Annotated in this window: 16 protein-coding genes and 1 pseudogene; 9 read left to right on the forward strand and 8 right to left on the reverse strand. The window is 62.8% G+C overall.

Features of this window, described 5'->3' with window-relative positions:
- The 6 genes and pseudogenes from DWV00_RS08145 to DWV00_RS08170 all read right to left on the reverse strand — a co-directional run.
- The coding region (locus DWV00_RS08145) for a Wzz/FepE/Etk N-terminal domain-containing protein (protein ID WP_245964783.1) at positions 1 to 1,188 on the reverse strand (1,188 nt) is incomplete at its 3' end.
- Positions 1,189 to 1,297: 109 nt separating this feature from the next.
- Positions 1,298 to 2,614, reverse strand: a complete 1,317-nt coding sequence (locus tag DWV00_RS08150; protein ID WP_115533077.1) for a glycosyltransferase WbuB — start codon at positions 2,612 to 2,614, stop codon at positions 1,298 to 1,300.
- 309 nt (positions 2,615 to 2,923) lie between these two features.
- Positions 2,924 to 3,463, reverse strand: a pseudogene (locus DWV00_RS08155) (DapH/DapD/GlmU-related protein); the annotation flags it as partial.
- A 41-nt stretch (positions 3,464 to 3,504) separates the two neighbouring features.
- The gene (locus tag DWV00_RS08160) at positions 3,505 to 4,452 is read right to left on the reverse strand and encodes a GDP-L-fucose synthase family protein (RefSeq protein WP_115533079.1); all 948 of its coding nucleotides are present in this window, start codon (positions 4,450 to 4,452) and stop codon (positions 3,505 to 3,507) included.
- Positions 4,453 to 4,470: 18 nt separating this feature from the next.
- On the reverse strand, positions 4,471 to 5,553 hold the full coding sequence (gene gmd, locus DWV00_RS08165; RefSeq protein ID WP_115533080.1) for a GDP-mannose 4,6-dehydratase: 1,083 nt from the start codon (positions 5,551 to 5,553) through the stop codon (positions 4,471 to 4,473).
- A 328-nt stretch (positions 5,554 to 5,881) separates the two neighbouring features.
- On the reverse strand, positions 5,882 to 8,032 hold the full coding sequence (locus DWV00_RS08170; protein WP_245964784.1) for a hypothetical protein: 2,151 nt from the start codon (positions 8,030 to 8,032) through the stop codon (positions 5,882 to 5,884).
- 803 nt (positions 8,033 to 8,835) lie between these two features.
- Here DWV00_RS08170 and DWV00_RS08175 point away from each other — a divergent pair.
- The 4 genes from DWV00_RS08175 to DWV00_RS08190 all read left to right on the forward strand — a co-directional run bounded on the left by DWV00_RS08175 (position 8,836) and on the right by DWV00_RS08190 (position 12,384).
- On the forward strand, positions 8,836 to 9,843 hold the full coding sequence (locus DWV00_RS08175) for a helix-turn-helix domain-containing protein (protein WP_115533081.1): 1,008 nt from the start codon (positions 8,836 to 8,838) through the stop codon (positions 9,841 to 9,843).
- A gap of 115 nt (positions 9,844 to 9,958) precedes the next feature.
- Complete coding sequence (locus DWV00_RS08180; RefSeq protein WP_115533082.1) at positions 9,959 to 11,323, forward strand: sigma 54-interacting transcriptional regulator; 1,365 nt, start codon at positions 9,959 to 9,961, stop codon at positions 11,321 to 11,323.
- 396 nt (positions 11,324 to 11,719) lie between these two features.
- Positions 11,720 to 11,968, forward strand: a complete 249-nt coding sequence (locus DWV00_RS08185) for a FitA-like ribbon-helix-helix domain-containing protein (protein WP_115533083.1) — start codon at positions 11,720 to 11,722, stop codon at positions 11,966 to 11,968.
- Positions 11,965 to 12,384 (forward strand): type II toxin-antitoxin system VapC family toxin, encoded by a 420-nt coding sequence (locus DWV00_RS08190; RefSeq protein ID WP_115533084.1) that lies wholly within the window; start codon positions 11,965 to 11,967, stop codon positions 12,382 to 12,384. The genes DWV00_RS08185 and DWV00_RS08190 overlap by 4 nt, the downstream gene beginning before the upstream one ends.
- A gap of 33 nt (positions 12,385 to 12,417) precedes the next feature.
- Here the strand turns inward: DWV00_RS08190 and DWV00_RS08195 are convergent, their stop codons facing one another.
- Positions 12,418 to 13,359 carry a LysR family transcriptional regulator gene (locus tag DWV00_RS08195; RefSeq protein WP_220274671.1) on the reverse strand — a complete coding sequence of 314 codons (942 nt, stop codon included), beginning with the start codon at positions 13,357 to 13,359 and terminating at the stop codon, positions 12,418 to 12,420.
- 89 nt (positions 13,360 to 13,448) lie between these two features.
- Between DWV00_RS08195 and DWV00_RS08200 the strand changes: the two genes are divergently transcribed.
- On the forward strand, positions 13,449 to 14,453 hold the full coding sequence (locus tag DWV00_RS08200; RefSeq protein WP_115533085.1) for a zinc-dependent alcohol dehydrogenase family protein: 1,005 nt from the start codon (positions 13,449 to 13,451) through the stop codon (positions 14,451 to 14,453).
- Position 14,454: 1 nt separating this feature from the next.
- On the opposite strand, the gene DWV00_RS08205 is transcribed toward DWV00_RS08200, so the two are convergent.
- The gene (locus DWV00_RS08205; RefSeq protein ID WP_115533086.1) at positions 14,455 to 15,339 is read right to left on the reverse strand and encodes a LysR family transcriptional regulator; all 885 of its coding nucleotides are present in this window, start codon (positions 15,337 to 15,339) and stop codon (positions 14,455 to 14,457) included.
- A gap of 141 nt (positions 15,340 to 15,480) precedes the next feature.
- Here DWV00_RS08205 and DWV00_RS08210 point away from each other — a divergent pair, with 141 nt between their 5' ends.
- The 4 genes from DWV00_RS08210 to tadA all read left to right on the forward strand — a co-directional run bounded on the left by DWV00_RS08210 (position 15,481) and on the right by tadA (position 18,020).
- Positions 15,481 to 16,410, forward strand: a complete 930-nt coding sequence (locus tag DWV00_RS08210; RefSeq protein WP_245964785.1) for an NAD(P)-dependent oxidoreductase — start codon at positions 15,481 to 15,483, stop codon at positions 16,408 to 16,410.
- A 121-nt stretch (positions 16,411 to 16,531) separates the two neighbouring features.
- Entirely contained in the window at positions 16,532 to 16,789 is a 258-nt protein-coding gene (locus tag DWV00_RS08215; RefSeq protein WP_115533087.1) for a hypothetical protein, read from the forward strand.
- Between the two features lie 179 nt (positions 16,790 to 16,968).
- Entirely contained in the window at positions 16,969 to 17,400 is a 432-nt protein-coding gene (locus DWV00_RS08220) for a DnaJ family domain-containing protein (protein WP_115533088.1), read from the forward strand.
- Positions 17,397 to 18,020, forward strand: a complete 624-nt coding sequence (gene tadA, locus DWV00_RS08225; RefSeq protein ID WP_115533089.1) for a tRNA adenosine(34) deaminase TadA — start codon at positions 17,397 to 17,399, stop codon at positions 18,018 to 18,020. Before DWV00_RS08220 ends, tadA begins: the two co-directional genes overlap by 4 nt.
- Positions 18,021 to 18,068 lie beyond the last annotated feature (48 nt).

An 18,068-nucleotide genomic window follows, 5' to 3' on the forward strand; every position in this document is an offset into this window, starting at 1 on the left:
AAAAAAGAGCCCCACCGCCTCCTGTTCGATATCGGGAAAGTGCTTCATCTGCTGCGAGAAAGCGGCGATCGAGTCGTTCAACTCGCTGATCTGTTCGTTGACCGCGACGACGCTCGGATGCGATTGCGAGAAGCGGGTCAGCAGATCTTGCCGTTGTACCTTCAGCTCCAGCAGCTTGGTCTGGGCCGCGCTCGATTGTTGCAGCAGAGATTGGCCTTCGGCGCTCAAGTCGATCGTTCCGTTTTCATCGCGAAAACGGGTGTACTTCTGTTCCGCGCCTTCGAGCTGGGCCTTCAGCTGCGGCAGCTGTTCGTTGAGAAACGCCAGCGATCGCCGGGCTTCGGCCGTCTTCCGATCGACGTTCTGGGCCAGATACGCCGCGCCGATCGTATGCAGGATTTTTCCGCACAGGACGCTATCGGTGCATTCGAGCGATGCCTGAATGACGCCCGAATCCTTGGCCTTTTCCAAAACCTGAAGCTTTTTCTGCAAACGCTCGATCGTATCGAGCCGAGGGTGACGCACGAGCTTGAAGCGAACGCCCGGCTTCGCACGGATCGACGAGACGTTCAGGGTGACGGGGCCATCGGGAAACGAGAACGTTTCTGAAATGCCGACGCGGCCTTCGAACGAAGGCTCGCCGTCGGCCGAACTCAGCCGGTAGATGCCGTTGCCCATGAATTGGAGATCGAGCGCCTTGTCGTAAAGCTTTTGTGGGACTTCGAAGGTGCTGACATCGATGTGCTCGCTTCCCCACGCAAAGCCTCCGAACCCCAGTAACCCCGGCGCCGACAGCGTTCGATTGAACTTCGCCGCGAGTACGCCGATCAGTGGGAAGTACCGCGGTTTGGCGTCGATATCGAGGCGCAGTGCATCGACTGCTTTCGACACGACCAGCCGCGAGTGCAGGATTTCGATTTCGGTCGAGGCTCCAGTCTTGATGTCGAATGCGGACGACACGTCTCCCAGCAGGCTTCTCGACGATTCGGCGCCCTCTTCGATTTGGAACAGCATGTCCGAGTGATAGACGGGTGGGGCGACGAGCGCATACACGGTGCCGAGCAGGACGGCGCTGAGTGCGAATTTGAAAATGAGCGAACGCGCCTCGATCAGGAAATCGGCGTACCGCCTGACGTCGATTTCGTCTTGCGCGAGCGAATTCATCTGCATCTGTTCCATCGGTTTCATCGCGTTTCCTCGGAGATACGGGGTCCTCTCGAACCGTTGGCCCATCGAGCCGCCTTGCTCACCCCGCTGCGCCCCCGATCGACGGGGGGCAACGCGGGCAGGTACAGCTTCATTCGTTACATAGAAGCGCTAGCGAATCGACGAGATTCGCCATCACGCGTTTTCGGTCGAGATTCGTCAGCGCGTATTGGCGCCCTTGCATGCCGTATTGAATTGCCAAGGCGGGTTGATCGATCAACGTCTCGATCGCAGCCGCGAACGCGAGCGGATCGCCGGGGTCGACCGCGAGCCCGCACTGCGCGATCACGGATTTCAATTCGCTGCCTTCCTGCGCTGTCGCCACCACAGGACGCCCGCTGGCCAGCATGCCGGCCAATTTCGACGGCATCACGAGGTCACTGACATCCGCTCGCTGCGGCAACAGATGAACGTCGGCAAAGGCGAGCAGTTCGGCCAAGCGATGTGCCGGCTGCAACGGCAAGAACGTCACGTTATGTAATCCCGCGCATCGTGCTTCGAAGTCGTCGCGGCCCGATCCCTCGCCGCAAAATACGAAGACGATGTCGCTGCGCCGCGCGAGCGTTCGCGCCGCATCGGCGAGTATTTCGAGACCTTGTTTCTGTCCCATGTTTCCGGAGTACAGGCAAACCTTGCTTTCCGGCGAAAGCCCAAGCTCTTCGCAATACCGGTTGTTCGAGATGTCGCCCTCGTGCTCGCCCACGGTGACCCAATTGGGCAGCAGCACGAGCTTTCGGCTGTCGACGCCCTTGGTTGTCGCGAGGTCCAACATTTTTTTCGAGATCGACGAAACGATGTCGAAGCGCCGTATCAGCGCCTGTTCGATGCCGAGCGCCAATTTCTTCAACCACTTGGATTTGATGAGTCCGAGCACGAATGCGGCGTCGACTTCGTAGTCCTGGACGTGCAGCCAGCATTTCGCGCGGGACATCCGCGCGACCGCGAGCGCGGGCATTGCGCACATCAAGCTCGGCTCGACGACCCAAACCACGTCGGGGCGCCAGGCGATGAGCCGCGCCATCGCGGGCAACGCGGCCAACATGAAACTCGCATGATGCAAAAGACGCTTCACGCCGCCCGGCTTCGCCGGCACATACAGAGGACATCTGAATACGCTGACTCTCGGGTGTGGATGCTCGATGGAGTACCGGTTCGAAAAGCCTTTGAAAATACGCCATCCCGGATAGTAGGGCGGGGCCGTCACGACAGCGACTTCGAAGCCGCTGTCCGCAAGCGATTCAACGAGTTCGCCCGAGTATTTGCCGATTCCGGTCAACTCGGGGGCGTAGTTCAACGTACACACGACGACGCGCGATGCCCGCGCGGCGGCGCGACGAGAGGGACTGCGCGCGCTCGATCCGTCATTCGCGCCGCCGGCAAAGTCTTTATGATCCGAAATGTCGCGCATGTCGTGCTCTCCGATTCGAGCCGGCCGCGCGATCGCTCGACCATTCACGTGGTCTCATGATTTTTTGCAAGCCGGAATTCGATTTTTTTAAAACAAACCGCATCGCTCGACACTATCGACGAGAGAATAAATAGGGTAAAAAAGGATGAATAGTATTCTGCGCGGATTCGGTTACAGTTTGTTGTCGGAATGTACTTTGCCTTGATTGCTGCTTTCAACCGAGAAGGCTTCTCGCGGTTCAAAAAGATTCCGCATGGATGGATTGCGATCGGTCTCCGTGTGAAAGGATTGCGTATCGCGCGCGGAAGGAAAGCGAGGTTTGATTACCCGGCAAGGATTTCCGCCATGGATGAAGCCTCCGGCCAAAGACCGATGAACGACCGAATTGGGGGTGACCACGGCCGAACGACCAATGGTCACGCCCATTTGGACGATGGTTCTCGTCGAGATCCATGTGCCGTCCTCCACCACGATGGGCGCTACCCGCAAGTCCATGTTCCCGGATACGTCATGGGAGCCGGCGGTAAGGAACACGCCTTGGGAAATACAGACGTTCGAGCCGATCGTGATCTGCGCCTGGTTATATATCCACACGTCCTCGCCGAGCCAGACGTTGTCGCCTATCGTGAGATTCCATGGATACTTAACGCGAATAGAATGGGGGCAGCGGCAATTTCCGCCGATTTTTGCTCCGAATAGACGCAACAATGCGACACGAATGCGCGAGACCGGCATCAAGCGGTTCTTGATCATCAGCGTTTCAATGACGAACCACAAAGAGACGGTAAGAATACCGCGCTTCGCCTGAAAGTTTCCCTTTCCGGAAAGGCTCAAATCGATGCACTTCATGTTCTATCGAACTCCCCGCGGCTATGCATACTCCCGGCGTCCTACGCTTTCGCGGCCTCGGATAAGAAGCTTTCGTAGGCGCGCCGAATACCGGTCTCGAGGGACGTCGTGTGCTTCCAGCCCAATTTCTGCATGCGTTCCACGCTCAGCAGCTTGCGCGGCGTTCCGTCCGGCTTGCTCGCGTCGAAAACGAGTTCTCCGCGATAGCCCACGATGCGCATGATCATCTCGGCCAACTCGCGGATCGTCACATCCTCGCCGACGCCGATGTTGAACATCCCCTCCGCAACGCCCGACTCCATGAGAAACACGCAGGCGTCGGCTAGGTCGTCGACGTACAGGAATTCACGCCGCGGGCTGCCCGACCCCCACACCGCGACGTGGGGATCGCTTCTCAGCTTGGCCTCGTGTGCTTTGCGAACCAGCGCGGGCAGCACATGGCTCGTTTCCAGATCGTAATTGTCCCGAGGCCCGTAGAGATTCGTGGGCATCGCGCAGACATATCGAGTTCCATACTGCCGGTTGTAGGATTCGCAAAGATTGATGCCGGCAATTTTTGCGATCGCGTAAGGCTGGTTGGTTTTCTCGAGCGGGCCCGTCAGCAGATATTCTTCGACGATCGGCTGGGCGCAGTCGCGCGGATAGATGCACGAGGAACCGAGAAAGAGCAGGCGCTCGACGCCGGCCGAACGAGCCGCCTCGATCACGTTCGCCTCGATCATCAAGTTCTCGTAGATGAACTGCGCAGGGTAGCTGTTGTTTGCGTGGATGCCGCCCACCTTGGCCGCCGCCAGAAAAACGTAGGCGAGTTGCCGCTCGGTAAAGAAGCGCCTCACGGCATGCGGGTCGAGCAGATCGAGCGAGGCTCGGTCGGCGGTGACGATATTCCGGTATCCGTGCCGCTGCAGGCACCGCACGATCGCGGAGCCAACCATGCCGCGATGGCCTGCGACGTAGATCGGCTGATTCTTGTCAGGGGACGGGGGCATCGCTGTCCTCGCGGATCGTTATTCGTTGAACTCGAAAGCCGTGTAGCCGTGATGCTTGACCAATTCGTCCCGCTCTGCGCTGCGCAAATCCTCCCGGACCATCTCGGCCACGAGTTCGGAAAATTGCGTGCTGGGCGTCCAGCCCAGCTTTTGGCGAGCCTTGGTCGCGTCCCCCAGCAGCGTTTGGACCTCGGTCGGCCGGAAATAGCGGGGATCGACGGCCACGATGACCTTGCCATGCGCGTCGTAACCTTTCTCGTTGATCCCGACGCCGCGCCAATCGATCGCGATGCCGAGCTCTCGAGCGGCGGCATCCACGAAGTCGCGCACGCTGTATTGGCTACCGGTTGCGATGACGAAATCCTCGGGCTCGTTCTGTTGCAGCATCATCCATTGCATCTCGACATAGTCGCGCGCGTGTCCCCAGTCGCGCCGTGCGTCGAGGTTGCCGAGATAGAGGCAGTCCTGCACGCCGAGTTTGATACGCGCGAGGGCCCGGGTGATTTTGCGCGTGACGAACGTTTCGCCGCGAATCGGTGATTCATGGTTGAACAGAATACCGTTGCAGGCGTACATGCCGTAAGCCTCGCGATAGTTCACGGTTATCCAATATGCGTACAATTTGGCCACCGCATAAGGCGACCTGGGATAAAACGGCGTGGTTTCGCTTTGCGGAATGTGTTGAACGAGCCCATACAATTCCGATGTCGATGCTTGATAAAAGCGAGTTTTTCTTTCGAGGCCGAGAATGCGAATGGCTTCGAGAAGACGCAGCGTGCCGAGCGCGTCGGAATTAGCCGTATATTCCGGCTCTTCGAACGATACGGCGACGTGGCTCTGAGCGGCCAGGTTGTAGATCTCGTCCGGCTGTACTTGCTGGACGATCCGCACCAAGCTGGACGAGTCGGTGAGGTCGCCGTGGTGCAGGACGAATCGGCGGCACCGCTCGTGCGGTCCTTGATAGAGGTGATCGATGCGGCCGGTATTGAAAAGAGAAGTGCGGCGCTTGACGCCATGCACCATGTAGCCTTTATCGAGCAGCAATTCGGCCAAATAAGCGCCGTCTTGGCCGGTTACGCCGGTAATGAGTGCGACTTTCAAGCGACCTCCCGATGAGATTTTGCGCGTCAATGCGAGGCCAGCCCGGATGTAAATCCAAATGCAGTGGAACCGTGGCCGCGTCGGCGATTTTTGCTTGGGGCAAATATGCCGCGTTGCTTAATGCAACGCAACATCGCCGCGAAAATTGGCGGAAAACAACTATCCGGGTATGCAGCGCGCGTTATGTCGGCATGACTGAAGTGCCAGGTGCCGGCTGAGCCTTAATGCGAGCTCGGCGGGCGCGGGCGGTCTTCGGAATGAAAAATGCGATGTGCCCGGCGCAAGCGCCGGGCACATCGCGTGTGTTACCGCCCTGAGGTTGCTGTCGTTATTGTCCGGTGTAGCCGACGGGCACGGTCACATTGGACGCGATCACGTTGGCGTTGGACGAAACCACGTAGATGGGCGATTCCGTCAAGGTGAGGGTCACCACGCCGTTGATGTATGGCACGGCGGTGGGGTTGCCCATGAGGTCGAACACGGTCACGGTGCCGTTGGTGCCGGGGTTGTCCACGGTGAGCGCGTAGGTCGTGCTGTAGGTGGAGCTGTAGCCGCCGCCGGAAGTCGGCCAGGCCGTGTTGTTGTGGGTCCACAGCGTGGTGATGACCTTGCCGCCGCCCAGTTGCTGGAAGGCGTAGCCATGAACCATCGAGGGCAGATTGTTCAGATATCCGAGCGTCTGGGTGCCGTCGACGATACGGGTGAGGGCGGCGAACGCGACGGCTTCGGGCTTGGGGCTCAGCGTGGTGGCGCCGTACGAGCCTTGCGGATCGACGATGTCGAAGAAGGTGCCGAAGCCCACTTCGCTGGGGTAGTCCGAGCCGTAGAAGAAGTAGGTGACCTGAGCGCCTTCGCCGAGGATGGTCAGATGCGTGCGGACGGCGACGGCCGCTTGCGCATAGAGCTGGTTGGCCGAGGGGCAGTTGGGACCATAAGCCGAGCCGGCGTCGTAGCTGATGCCCACCTCGGTGTTCCACAGGCGCATGTTGGGCTTGACCTGCTGCATTTCGGCACGCAGCGCGCGCATTTGCTGATCGAGCGCGGTGGCGACGTTGGCCGGGTTCGGATCGGTGTCGAATTGCTCGGGCGGATGGCCGGGATTGTTATAGCCGCCGTAGTAGCCGTGCGTGCTGACGCCGTCGATGTAGTTGCCGATGCCGAGCGGAGCGTACGTCTGCAAGAAGCTCAACGTATTGCCGTAGTTCGAAGCCAGCGACGGGTGCGGGCTGGTCGAGCCCATGACGATCGCATTCGGATCGGTCGAGTGCAGGCCGGTGTACACGGCTTTGTACATAGCGACGTAGTTTGCCGCGGAATCGGCCCACTGCGGTTCCCACGTCACCTGGTAGTAGTTGCTTTGCTGATTGGGGAAGTACGCTTGGCGAATGGCGGCCGTATCGGCACCCACGCGTGCCATGTAGCCCTGGTAGTAGCTCATGTAGTTGGCAGTCGGAGCGTAGGTATCGTCTTCGTACGCGCCGGTCGGGCTGGCCCATGCCGGGATGCCGTCGAGGCGGATGAGGCGCATCGTCTTGCCGTTGGTGTACTGGTAGCCGAGATCCGACAGCGAGGGCGTCCAGGAATTGGGGCCGTTGGGCTCCATGAACGAGAGCTGGCGATTGTCGATGGTTTGCGTCACGCCCAGATCGGCGAGCATGGCGTTGTTGCCGTTGAACCCTTGCATGCCGAAGCGATGCTGATCGGTATGCGCGAAGGTGGGGGCAGGCAGGACCGACGATACATTGGGCAGGATGCCGAACGTCGCGATGCCCGTCGGCCGCGTGCCGGCTTCAGGCAGCGTTCCACCCGCGTTGGTCAGCGTGGCGGTGACGGCGAAGTAGCCGCCGGCGCTGGCGGTACACGAGAGGGTGTTCGTCTGCGTGCCGCTGGCAACGGGGAACGAGCCGCTGCCTCTGATGTTGCCCATATAGTCCTGCACCGACCAGGTCACGGTATCGCTCGAAGGCGCATTGGTGGTGAACGCGAGCTGGAAGGTGCTGCCTTGAGCAAACATGCGCGTGCCGTCGGCGCTCGGCGTATCGGCGGTGATCAAGCCGTTGGGCGTGCCGCCGGTCGTGATCGTGGGCGTCGAACATCCCACCGAGCTCGTCGAAGGCGCCGACAAAGTCGTCGCATACCAGCAGCTCTTGGGGTAGCCGTAAGCGGGGTCGGTGGGCGCCACGATGCCGTTGCTGCACGTCACGCCGTTGGTGAACGGTCCGTTGAGCGAGTATTTCAACGGGGCGTAGGTCGTGCCGAATACGACGTACCCTGCGCCCTTGAATGAGCACGCCTGATATTCCGAGGCGCAAAGCGTGTACGTGACGCCGTTGATCTGCAATGTGCTTTGCGCTTGCGCATGCGCATTGGGCGCGCCGAAGATCGCGAATACGCAGAGCAACACCGAGAAGAAATTTAGGATCCCTACCGATATGCTTCGCGTCGGATTGGGAGACGAGGGGTAAAGGGAAGCTCGCATGACGTGGCCTATTCAACTCAAGAAGGTGGAAAAACCGGTTGGAATCGGAGCGCCCGTCACTCGCCCGGGCGGAGTCGAATCCAGTGGTTGGTTCCACGCAAACACTTAGGAGTCCTACACAATGTGAACGGTAATCTGCACTTGGAACCTTGCTACACCGTCAGTATTGTTCAGATGACTTTGGATAAATATCGGGCGCCGCTGAACTATTCGTCATCTGCGAGGACCGATTTCGTCGGGGTTTTCCTACAGTGGCCGGGCGCACACAGCGCGCAATTCGATTGGCCTGTAGCGCCGGGGCGGGAGAAAGCGGGGGCAGGACGTAGGGAGAGCGGAAACGTATGCGGCCATTCGTTGTTTGGAGCGGGTAATTACTACAAAACGGGGACCTTGAAATGCGAGGCATGTGCAGTGGCGCGGGTGGCTGAAGCGATTGGATCGCGAGCGTCGGCGGGAACGCGGGGCAATGGGCGCTGCTTTGCGATGCGTTTTCCCACACTTTCGGCGATAGGGTGCCGCGACATATCCAGGCGAGCTTGCTCGGGGCTGCGATGACCTAATGTTCGCGTCCGCCGATGGCGGGCGCTAGGGGTTATGCGCCATTTTTAGCGCCGATGTTGCGCCGCACCCGGCAAACCCGGATATTTGCCTCGTACTTGGCCCGAATTTACATGGCGGCGTCATTGACGATCGGGGCTTCCCGATTCGATTCGCGGCCGGGCACGAGCATCACACTGCGTGACGAGGCGGCGGCGCAATGCCCGCCGCGGACAACGTAAATTCACGTCCCATACGGGGGAGATATGTATCTGTACAACGCCGGCGGGCTGCGAGCGGCCGCGAAAGGCCACTACTCCGCAGGCCATCAGCCGGACAGTACGCGTGATGGCGCGGGCGCTCGTACCGAGGCAGGTTGCCATATCGGCGTGGTGATCAGCGACGAGTGTTCCTCGAGCGACGTGGCCAACGTCCTGGCGAGAACCTGCGAGCGTTTCGGCGCCGAGATGGGCGGCTCGAATCGAGTCGGCAAGATCAGCATCACGATCATCGCGGGGCGAAGCGGGTTCGTGCTTCGGGAGAACGCATGTCTGCCCGTTTGGTGCGAGGCGATTTACGACGTGGATCCGCTGGATTTTCAATATTTCGTGGTGCCGGAATCGGGCAGCGGAACATTGGAGCCGAGACCCGAGATCGTTTCTTGGCTGGCGCGCGCGGGAGGCGGTGCGAAGATCATCAGGCTTTCGCTCGAAGCGAGCAGCGGCGGGGACGCCTCCGAACAGGCCGCGCGTGAGCCGCGTGAAGCGCGGGCGCCGCGTCGGAGCGAGACGCCGGAAGCGAACCGGCATGCGGCGTGGCAGGAAGAGGTGAACGGCACACGGCCTGCAAGCGAGGCGCAATCCGAGCAGACTCGCCTCGGTGTGCACGCCGTCACATCGTTCGATAAACCCACGCCCAGCGAACGGATCCAGGCAACCGTCGAATGGCTCAATCAGAACTACGGCTCCCGCATTCCCATCTCGAGCATGGCCGAACACGCCTTGATGAGCGAGCGCAATTTCTTGCGGCGCTTCCGCGCGGAGATGGGCCATACGCCACATGACTATCTGTCGAAGATTCGCCTCGAACATGCCTGCAAACTGCTCCTCACCACCGCGCTGCCGGTGGACAAGATCGCGCGGCACTGCGGGCTGTTCAACGGGGACCACCTTCGCAAGCATTTCGTGAAGCAATTCGGTGTGAGCCCTGTCGAATATCGGACGGCTCGTTTCAAGGCACTGCAGTCGCAAGCAGGCGCCGACGCGGACGAGTAGACATGCTTCAACCGTGTTTCTCGACGAGCGGGCCGGATCGGGGCGGGCGCATCCTCTGTGCGCGGTACGCAGCGCCGGGCGATCCGGCGAGTCGCGCGCAACGGGCGATCGAACGATGAAAGGCAGCGAAAAAATCGGGGCGTTGGACATCTACGTTCTGGAGAGCGGCGCCGAACTGGTGGAGCGCGTGCGGCGCTGTTTCAATCGGGTCGACGTCAACGTCATCCCGATCGACGACTTGACGAACTCGCCGGTGCCGAGCGCATTGCGCGTGTCGGTCGCCGTGATCAGCATGTGTGCCGTGGGCGGGTCCGCCGCAATGCTCGACGAATGCCAGCGCGCGAGCGTGATGCCCGTGATCTGGGTGGGCGAGTCGGAGCCGTCGTACGAACACGCGGCGCACACCCATTTACATGTGCTGCCTCTCGGGTTCAGCAGTACCGCGTTGCGTGCGATGGTGGCGAAACTGGCCGCTCAGGCGCGTTCGCCCGCACCGGATCCCCGCGCGACGAGCCCTTTCATCGCTCACGCCGCTTGCATGAGTGCGTTGCTGCACGAAATCGACATGTTCGCCGACTGCGACACCAACGTGCTGATCCACGGCGAAACCGGCGTCGGCAAGGAACGCGTGGCCAAGCTCTTGCACGCGAAGCATGCGCGGCGCAGCCGAGAGGCGTTCGTCGCCGTCAACTGCGGAGCGATTCCCGACGGCCTGTTCGAATCGCACTTTTTCGGCCACGCGAAGGGGGCGTTCACGGGCGCGGCCGGTGTGCACCGGGGCTATTTCGAGCAAGCCGACGAAGGCACCCTCTTTCTCGACGAAATCGGCGATCTCCCGCTCCATCAGCAAGTGAAGCTCTTGCGCGTGCTCGAGGACGGCGCCGTCACGCGCGTCGGCTCGACCGCGTCCATCAAGGTGAATCTGCGCGTGCTCGCGGCGACGAACAAGGATTTGCCCCGCCTCGTGGCGGGAGGTTCGTTCAGGGCCGATCTTTACTATCGACTGGCCGTCATCGAGGTGCACGTACCGTCGCTCCAAGAGCGCGGGGCGGCCGACAAAATCGGCATCTTCAGATCGGTGATCGGCACCGTGTTCGGCGAGGAACTGCTTGCGACGTTGCCGGACATGCCGCCGTGGCTGATCGACGCGATCTCGAAGATGCGCTTTCCCGGCAACGTGCGCGAGCTGCGCAACCTCGCCGAACGCATCGGCGTGACCGTGAGACAAATGCGCGCCTGGGATCCGCAGCGGCTACAGGTGCTGCTGGCGCACGCACGCAGGACGCAGGCTGCGCTCTCCGAGCGCTCGCCCGGCATTGCCCGGTGGGACATGGCCGATCGCACGCGCGTCCTCGACGCGCTCGCGACGAACGGATGGCGGCGCCAGGAAACCGCCCAATACCTGGGTATCAGCCGCAAAGTGTTGTGGGAGAAGATGCGCAAATATGAGATATCCGACACGGAGCGGATGAGCGCGTAGCTTCGAGGGGGCGCTCGACCTCCGCGACCGCCGCCCACCGGTTGTTCATTCGACACTCGGCACTCGGCGAACGCGGCGAAGCCCGCCGCGTTCGTCTCTTCCTCGTGCACTCGCGCGTCTCCATCTCGTTGTTTTGCTTCCTCAAGCTCGCCGACCTGCGGCTGGCTCGCTGGCCGTTCGGATGGCTATCGACGCGGCCCCGCCCAGCGGGAAAATCGCCAGCTATGGCGACGCCGGGAGCGGCAAGGAGCAACCTGAGCATGAAACACGAGATGAAGATGATCGCGTCTTGCGCGGCCAGCAGGACGAGCGCGGAGAGTCGGTGCCGGCTGCATGGGTTGCCTAATCTGCAATCATTGATTAACATGCAATCAATGATTAACGGGGGGCATCGACATGGCAAGTATGACGATTCGCAACATCGACGATCAGCTGAAATCCCGCTTGCGCGTGCAGGCGGCGCATCACGGGCGTTCGATGGAGGACGAGGCGCGGGACATCCTGCGCGCCGCACTGTCGACGGAAGAGGGCGGGCGGCAAAGCCTGATCGAGTCCATCCGCTCCCGGATCGTGCCGCTTGGCGGTGTCGACCTGAATTTGCCGGCTCGCGAGACGATTTCGGACCGAGTGGATTTCGGCGAATGATCGTCCTCGATACCAACATCCTGTCCGAAACGCTGAGATCGGCGCCGGATCCCAGAGTGATCGAGTGGTTTCGCGCCCAGCGGCGCGCCGCGCTTTTTACGACCACCATCACACGTGCCGAGATTTTCTACGGTCTCGGGCTATTGGCGGACGGATCGCGCAAACAAGCGCTGGCCACTGCGGTCGCCGCCATATTCGAAGAGGATTTCGCGGGCAGGTTGTTGAGTTTCGATAGCGACGCGGCGGACATCTACGCTTCCATTGCCGTATCGCGCAGGACTGCCGGAAAGCAGATCAGCCAGTTCGACGCCATGATCGCCGCCGTAGCGCGATCCATCGGCGCGACGCTGGCGACGCGAAACGTCAAGGATTTCGTCGATTGCGGCATTGCGCTCGTCGATCCCTGGACGGACTGACGAAGGCGGAGAGTCCGGGGCGCTTTCTGGCGCCTACTGCCCCCGCCACGGTGCCGTCGGCGCAAATCGCGACGCGATCCAATCGATGAACGCGCGCGTTTTCGCGGGCATCAGCCGGTTCGAGGGAACGACCGCGTAGATCGCGCCTTCGTCTTGCGGCAACCACTGCGTGAGAACGGGCACGAGCGTCCCGGCTGCCAATTCGCGGCCGACGAGCCAATCGGTGCTCAGCATGACGCCTAGGCCGCTCACGGCCGCATGCACGAGTGTTTCGGCATCGTCCGATATCAGCGGGCCGTCCGCGCGGACGGTTACACGTTCTCCCCGCGCATTGCCGAACGTCCAGTACGGATGAGACGCCAGGCCGGTGAATGCGAGGCAAGGCAATCGCCCGAGATCTTCCGGCCGTACCGGTTCGCCGTGACGATCGAGGAAGGCCGGGGCGGCGCACAACAGCCGCCTGCGCGAGGCGATGCGCCGCGCCACGAGCCTCGAATCGGCGAGTTCACCGAGCCGAACGGCCACATCGAATCCGTCGGCCACGAGATCGATGAAGCGATTCGAATACGACGCGTCGATTCTCACTTGCGGGTGAGCCACCATGAATTCGGGCAGATATGGGGCGATCCACATTCGGCCGAACGTTGCCGGTAGCGCGAGCCTGAGCGTCCCGCGCGGCTCGCCTTTGCCGTGCGCCGCCGCTTCCTCCCCGGCATCGGCCAGTGCCGCTGCGATGGCCTGGGCGCGAGCGAGAAAGCCGGCGCCGGCTTCGGTCATGGCGACGTGGCGCGTAGTGCGTGTCAGCAGCCGTACGCCCAGACGCCGCTCCAGCGATTGCACTCGGCGCGACAGCACCGTGGCGTCGCGGCCCAGCACGGCCGCGGCCTTCGTGAACGAGCCCTGTTCCGCCACCGCGGCAAACGCGGCGATTTCGGCGATATGATTTCCGTCAGGCCATTGCTGCATGGTGTGCATGAGTATGATGTACTTCAGTCAGTTTATCCGGTTTGAGTGCACGAGTAATCTTCATTCATCCAAACCGAGAAAACTCAAGGAGCCCAGCCATGCGTGCCATCGAACTCACCGCGCCTTCCCTCGACGCCTTGCGCGCCGTGACCTTGCCGCAACCTCAGCCTGGCCCGGGCGAAGTGCTGGTGCGGATGCGTGCGGCGAGCCTCAATTTCATCGACCTGGCAGTCGCGACCGGCCGGTATCGCGTGCCTCGCTTCCCGGTGATTCCGGTGGCGGACGGCGCGGGCGAAGTTGCCGAGGTCGGGGCAGGGGTATCCGAGTTCGCCGTCGGCGATCGCGTGATCCCTCATTCGAAGCCGCTGTGGGTGGGCGGTCCTGCCCGCGCCGACGTGAGCGCGGCCACGCGCGGCGTCGTGCTTCCCGGCTCGTTGGCCGACTATGCGGTGCTGCCGGCGAGTGCGCTCGTTCCGACGCCTGCCCATTTGAGCGACGAAGCGGCGGCCACGCTGCCGATCGCGGCTACCACGGCTTGGCGCGGCCTGAGGGCGGCTAACGTGCGGCCCGGCTCCGTCGTCGCGCTGATCGGCACGGGCGGGGTCAGCGTGTTCGCCTTGCAGCTCGCCAAGGCGGCGGGCGCGACGGTCGTCATTACGTCGTCGTCCGACGAGAAGCTCGAGCGGGCGAGGGCGCTCGGCGCCGATCATACGATCAACTACCGGCGTACGCCGGCGTGGGACGAGGCCGTGCTCGACATCACGGCAGGCGTGGGCGCCGATCTAGTTGTCGAAACGGGGGGGACGCAAACTTTCGGCCGTTCCGTCAACGCGGCGGCGATCGGCGGAACGGTGTTCGTCATTGGTTTCGTGACAGGGGCGACGGCGTCCGCCGATCTCATGACGATCATGACGAAGGCGTTGAACGTCCAAGGCAACAACACGGGATCGGTGGCCGACTTGCGCGACGTGGCGCGCGCGATCGCGGCGAGCAGGGTCGTGCCGGTCGTCGACACGACGTTCGGCTTCGACGAGGCGCCGCAGGCCTATGCTCATCTCGCGCAAGGCGGACAGCATTTCGGCAAGATCGCGATCGCGCATTAGATTAGTCGCGTGCACGGTACTGCGCTATCACGGCGTCGTGCAGTAGATCGGCGAGCAGGTGGGCGTTCTCGGTGCAGCCGCCGGCGCGGTGCAGCACGACGTCCACCGAACCGAGCGCAGGGCCGCCTTCGAGGACGGACACGCGCTTGGGCACCGCGAGTGCCGTGCGCACCGTGACGCCGAGCCCAGCGCGCGTTCCGCACCACAGGCTGGCGAGGCTCGGTGTGGTCATCGCAAGACGCCATGCGATGCCGGCGCGCGAAAGCGCATCGATCGCCATGTCGCGGAACAGGCAAGGGCCGTCGAAGACGGCCAGCGGCACCGTCGTGTGTGCGCCGGCGCGACGCAGCATCGGCGTGCATCCGAGCCAGACGGCGGGGATCGTGGCGATTCGTTCGGCGCTGCCCGTGCTCCCGCCGGTGGCCGGTACCGCGAACGCCACCGCGGCATCGAGTTTTCCGTTTGCCACATCGGCCGCAAGCTCGACGTTTCTCCCCGCCTTGACCTCGACTTGCACGCGCGGCCGCGCGTCGGCGTAACGCGTCAGTAGGTCTTGCAAGATGACGTCGGCGAAGTCCTGCGGGATGCCCACGCGAACCGCGGCGCGCGTATCGACCGCGCCGAGCGCATCGCCCAGTTCGTCGTTGAGCGCCAGCACGCGGCGCGCGTATTGCAGCAGAACGGTGCCCGCATCGGTCAGCGCCAGTCCTCGGCCCCGGCGTTTGAACAGCCGTTGACCGGCCTGCGATTCGAGTTTTCGCAATTGCATGCTGACAGCCGACGGCGAGCGATGCAGCCGCGCGGCCGCGTGCGAGAAACCGCCGAGCTCCACGCCGGCGACCATCGTGCGCAGCGCATCCATATCGAAATTGAGAGGGTGGGTCATTTTCGATTTCCTGAAGTGGCGGTTTCGAACATTGCGATTTTCAAAACAATAGCAAATCCCTACGATGAGCCGGACTTCCGAATCGCCGCGCCGGATAGGCCGATGCACACGATGCGGAATTCGTGCGGTGCGAGCCGAATCATGACAACGCAAAAGGGGGATGCGATGACGCAGTGGGACACGCCGGTGGGTTTCATCGGCTTGGGCTCGATGGGCGAGCCTATGGCGCTGAATCTGAGGAAGGTGGGCATCCCGCTCGTCGTATGGAACCGGTCGGAGGCCAAGCGGGGCGTACTCGAGCAAGCTGGAGCGCGCGTTGTTGCCGATGCGGCGCAGGTGTTCGAGTGTTGCGGGACGGTGCTGCTGATGCTGGCCAATGCCGAGGCGATCGACTGGGTGCTCGCACGCGGCGAGCCGGCTTTCAGGCAACGTGTGCGGGGGCGCACGATCGTTCATATGGGCACGACGTCCCCCGGCTACTCGGCAGGGCTCGAGCAGTCGATCCGAGCGGCGGGCGGAAGCTACGTCGAGGCCCCGGTATCGGGGTCGCGCAAGCCGGCCGAAGCCGCCCAGCTCGTGGCGATGCTGGCCGGCGAGCGGGGCGCTGTCGACGCCGTTGCACCGCTCGTCGCGGCGATGTGCCGGCAGTCGGAATATTGCGGGGACGTGCCGGCCGCTTTGACGATGAAGCTCGCTGTCAACTTGTTTCTCATCACGATGGTGACGGGGCTCGCCGAGGCCACGCACTTCGCTAGACGGCAGGGATTGGATCTCGCCCGGTTCGTCGCGATCCTCGATGCCGGGCCCATGGCGAGCGACGTGTCGCGCGTGAAGGCCGCGAAGCTGCTGCACGAGAACTTCGGCGAGCAGGCGAGCATCGAGAACGTACTCGACAACAATCGGCTGATCGCCGCGTCGGCGCGGGCCGCGGGGATCGCTTCGCCGCTGCTCGACGTCTGCCATGGGCTGTATGGCGCGACGCGCGAAATGGGATTCGGCGGCGAGGACATGGTGGCCGTCGTGAAGGCGATCGAGGCGATGGAGGCGAAAAGCGAGGGGGCGGACGGGTGACGGCCGCGGGGCAGTGGACGATGATCGCCGCGCGGTATATAAGAGATAGAGGAGGCCTGCGCGGCTATCGGCCTGCATCGCCTCGCCTCGCCCCAAAAGAGAATCGATAGGAACACCCACTATGACGCCCGATCCGAACCGGACCCAGGAAGATTCGAAGAATCCCGATGTCGACCATCTCAACGACGCGCTGAACCATGTCGACACGCTGTTGTCGTCGGGCAATATTGCCGTCAGCGCGGCAAAGGGCATTCTCTACAGTCTGATCGAGACGCTCGGTGCGCTGGTTGGCGATCCGGACCTGCCCGAGCACAGCCGTGCCGGCTACGAAGGCCTGCTGGAGACGGCGCGCGAGATGCGCGCGAAGGTCGGTAAATAACGGGGCACGAACCCGCGAAAAGGCGCCGCTCGAGCGGCGGCGCCGATACCGGCGGAGCGCTGACAGCCGGGGGCGCGCATAGGCGCCGACCCTACGCCGCTGTTATCCGAGCGATAGCTCCAGAAAACCCGATTCGACTCCCTGCTAAAATGCGGACGCCGCAATGTAGTGGATCGCAGATGAAATTGCTTGATGCCTTGGTCGAACAGCGCATTGCCGCTGCCGCCGCGCGTGGCGAGTTCGACGATTTGCCGGGTGCCGGGGCGCCGCTAGACCTAGACGACGACTTGCTCGTGCCCGAGGAAGTCCGTGTCGCCAATCGCATATTGAAAAATGCGGGATTTGTGCCGCCCGCAGTGGAGCAGCTGCGCGCGCTGCGACACCTGCAGGACGAATTGAACGCAGCCGGGGACAACGCGACACGTTGCCGGCTGCAGGCGAAGCTGTTGGCGCTCGATATGGCGCTCGAATCGCTGCGCGGGGCGCCCACCGTGGTGCCGCGCGAGTATTGCCGCCGTATTGCCGAGCGGCTCTCGGAGCGTGTCTTGGCCGGCGATGACGGCGACGGCGAGGACGCGCCCGTCGCCGCGCCCGAGGTAGGGTTTTCGTGAGCGGACCGCTCGCGCCGCCGGCCGCGCAAGATGCTCAAGCATCGGGATCGGGCGGCCTAACCGGCCAAGCGGGAGCCGATACCGAAGCTGGCCGGGCCGTGTCAGAGCGCGACCGCCGCTACATGGCGCTGGCGCTCGATGCCGCACGCTCGGCACGCGCGGCCGGCGAAGTCCCTGTCGGGGCCGTGCTCGTCCGTGGCGACGAGGTTATCGCGACGGGGTTCAACCACCCGATCGGCGGCCATGATCCTTCCGCCCATGCCGAAATGGCCGCGTTGCGCGCGGCCGCTCGATCGCTGCAGAACTACCGGCTGCCCGGCTGCGAACTCTTTGTGACCTTGGAGCCTTGCCTCATGTGTGCCGGGGCCATCATGCACGCGCGGATCGCGCGCGTCGTCTTCGGGGCGCACGATCCGAAGACGGGTGCCTGCGGCAGCGTCGTCGACGCATTCGCCAATCGTCAGCTCAATCACCATACCGAAGTCGAGGGCGGTGTGCTCGCGACCGAGTGCGGCGATGCGCTGAAGTCGTTTTTCGCGGATCGCCGCCGGACCATTCGCGCCGAGCGCATGGCCGCCGCGGCCGACGCCCCGGCGTGCCTGCCCGAACAGCCGGTTTGAGCGGAACGCCGGGGCGCAGGCGCATGCGTATTCGTGCGTACTTCGTGC

Source organism: Trinickia dinghuensis (assembly GCF_003367175.1).
In the GTDB taxonomy this organism is placed as follows: Bacteria; Pseudomonadota; Gammaproteobacteria; order Burkholderiales; family Burkholderiaceae; genus Trinickia; species Trinickia dinghuensis.

Coding starts and splice junctions, on each gene's coding strand:
- DWV00_RS08150 (WP_115533077.1), bottom strand. CDS start 2,614: ATGCGCGACATTTCGGATCATAAAGACTTTGCCGGCGGCGCGAATGAC.
- DWV00_RS08160 (WP_115533079.1), bottom strand. CDS start 4,452: ATGCCCCCGTCCCCTGACAAGAATCAGCCGATCTACGTCGCAGGCCAT.
- DWV00_RS08170 (WP_245964784.1), bottom strand. CDS start 8,032: ATGCGAGCTTCCCTTTACCCCTCGTCTCCCAATCCGACGCGAAGCATA.
- DWV00_RS08175 (WP_115533081.1), top strand. CDS start 8,836: ATGTATCTGTACAACGCCGGCGGGCTGCGAGCGGCCGCGAAAGGCCAC.
- DWV00_RS08180 (WP_115533082.1), top strand. CDS start 9,959: ATGAAAGGCAGCGAAAAAATCGGGGCGTTGGACATCTACGTTCTGGAG.
- DWV00_RS08185 (WP_115533083.1), top strand. CDS start 11,720: ATGGCAAGTATGACGATTCGCAACATCGACGATCAGCTGAAATCCCGC.
- DWV00_RS08190 (WP_115533084.1), top strand. CDS start 11,965: ATGATCGTCCTCGATACCAACATCCTGTCCGAAACGCTGAGATCGGCG.
- DWV00_RS08195 (WP_220274671.1), bottom strand. CDS start 13,359: ATGCACACCATGCAGCAATGGCCTGACGGAAATCATATCGCCGAAATC.
- DWV00_RS08200 (WP_115533085.1), top strand. CDS start 13,449: ATGCGTGCCATCGAACTCACCGCGCCTTCCCTCGACGCCTTGCGCGCC.
- DWV00_RS08205 (WP_115533086.1), bottom strand. CDS start 15,339: ATGACCCACCCTCTCAATTTCGATATGGATGCGCTGCGCACGATGGTC.
- DWV00_RS08210 (WP_245964785.1), top strand. CDS start 15,481: ATGACAACGCAAAAGGGGGATGCGATGACGCAGTGGGACACGCCGGTG.
- DWV00_RS08215 (WP_115533087.1), top strand. CDS start 16,532: ATGACGCCCGATCCGAACCGGACCCAGGAAGATTCGAAGAATCCCGAT.
- DWV00_RS08220 (WP_115533088.1), top strand. CDS start 16,969: ATGAAATTGCTTGATGCCTTGGTCGAACAGCGCATTGCCGCTGCCGCC.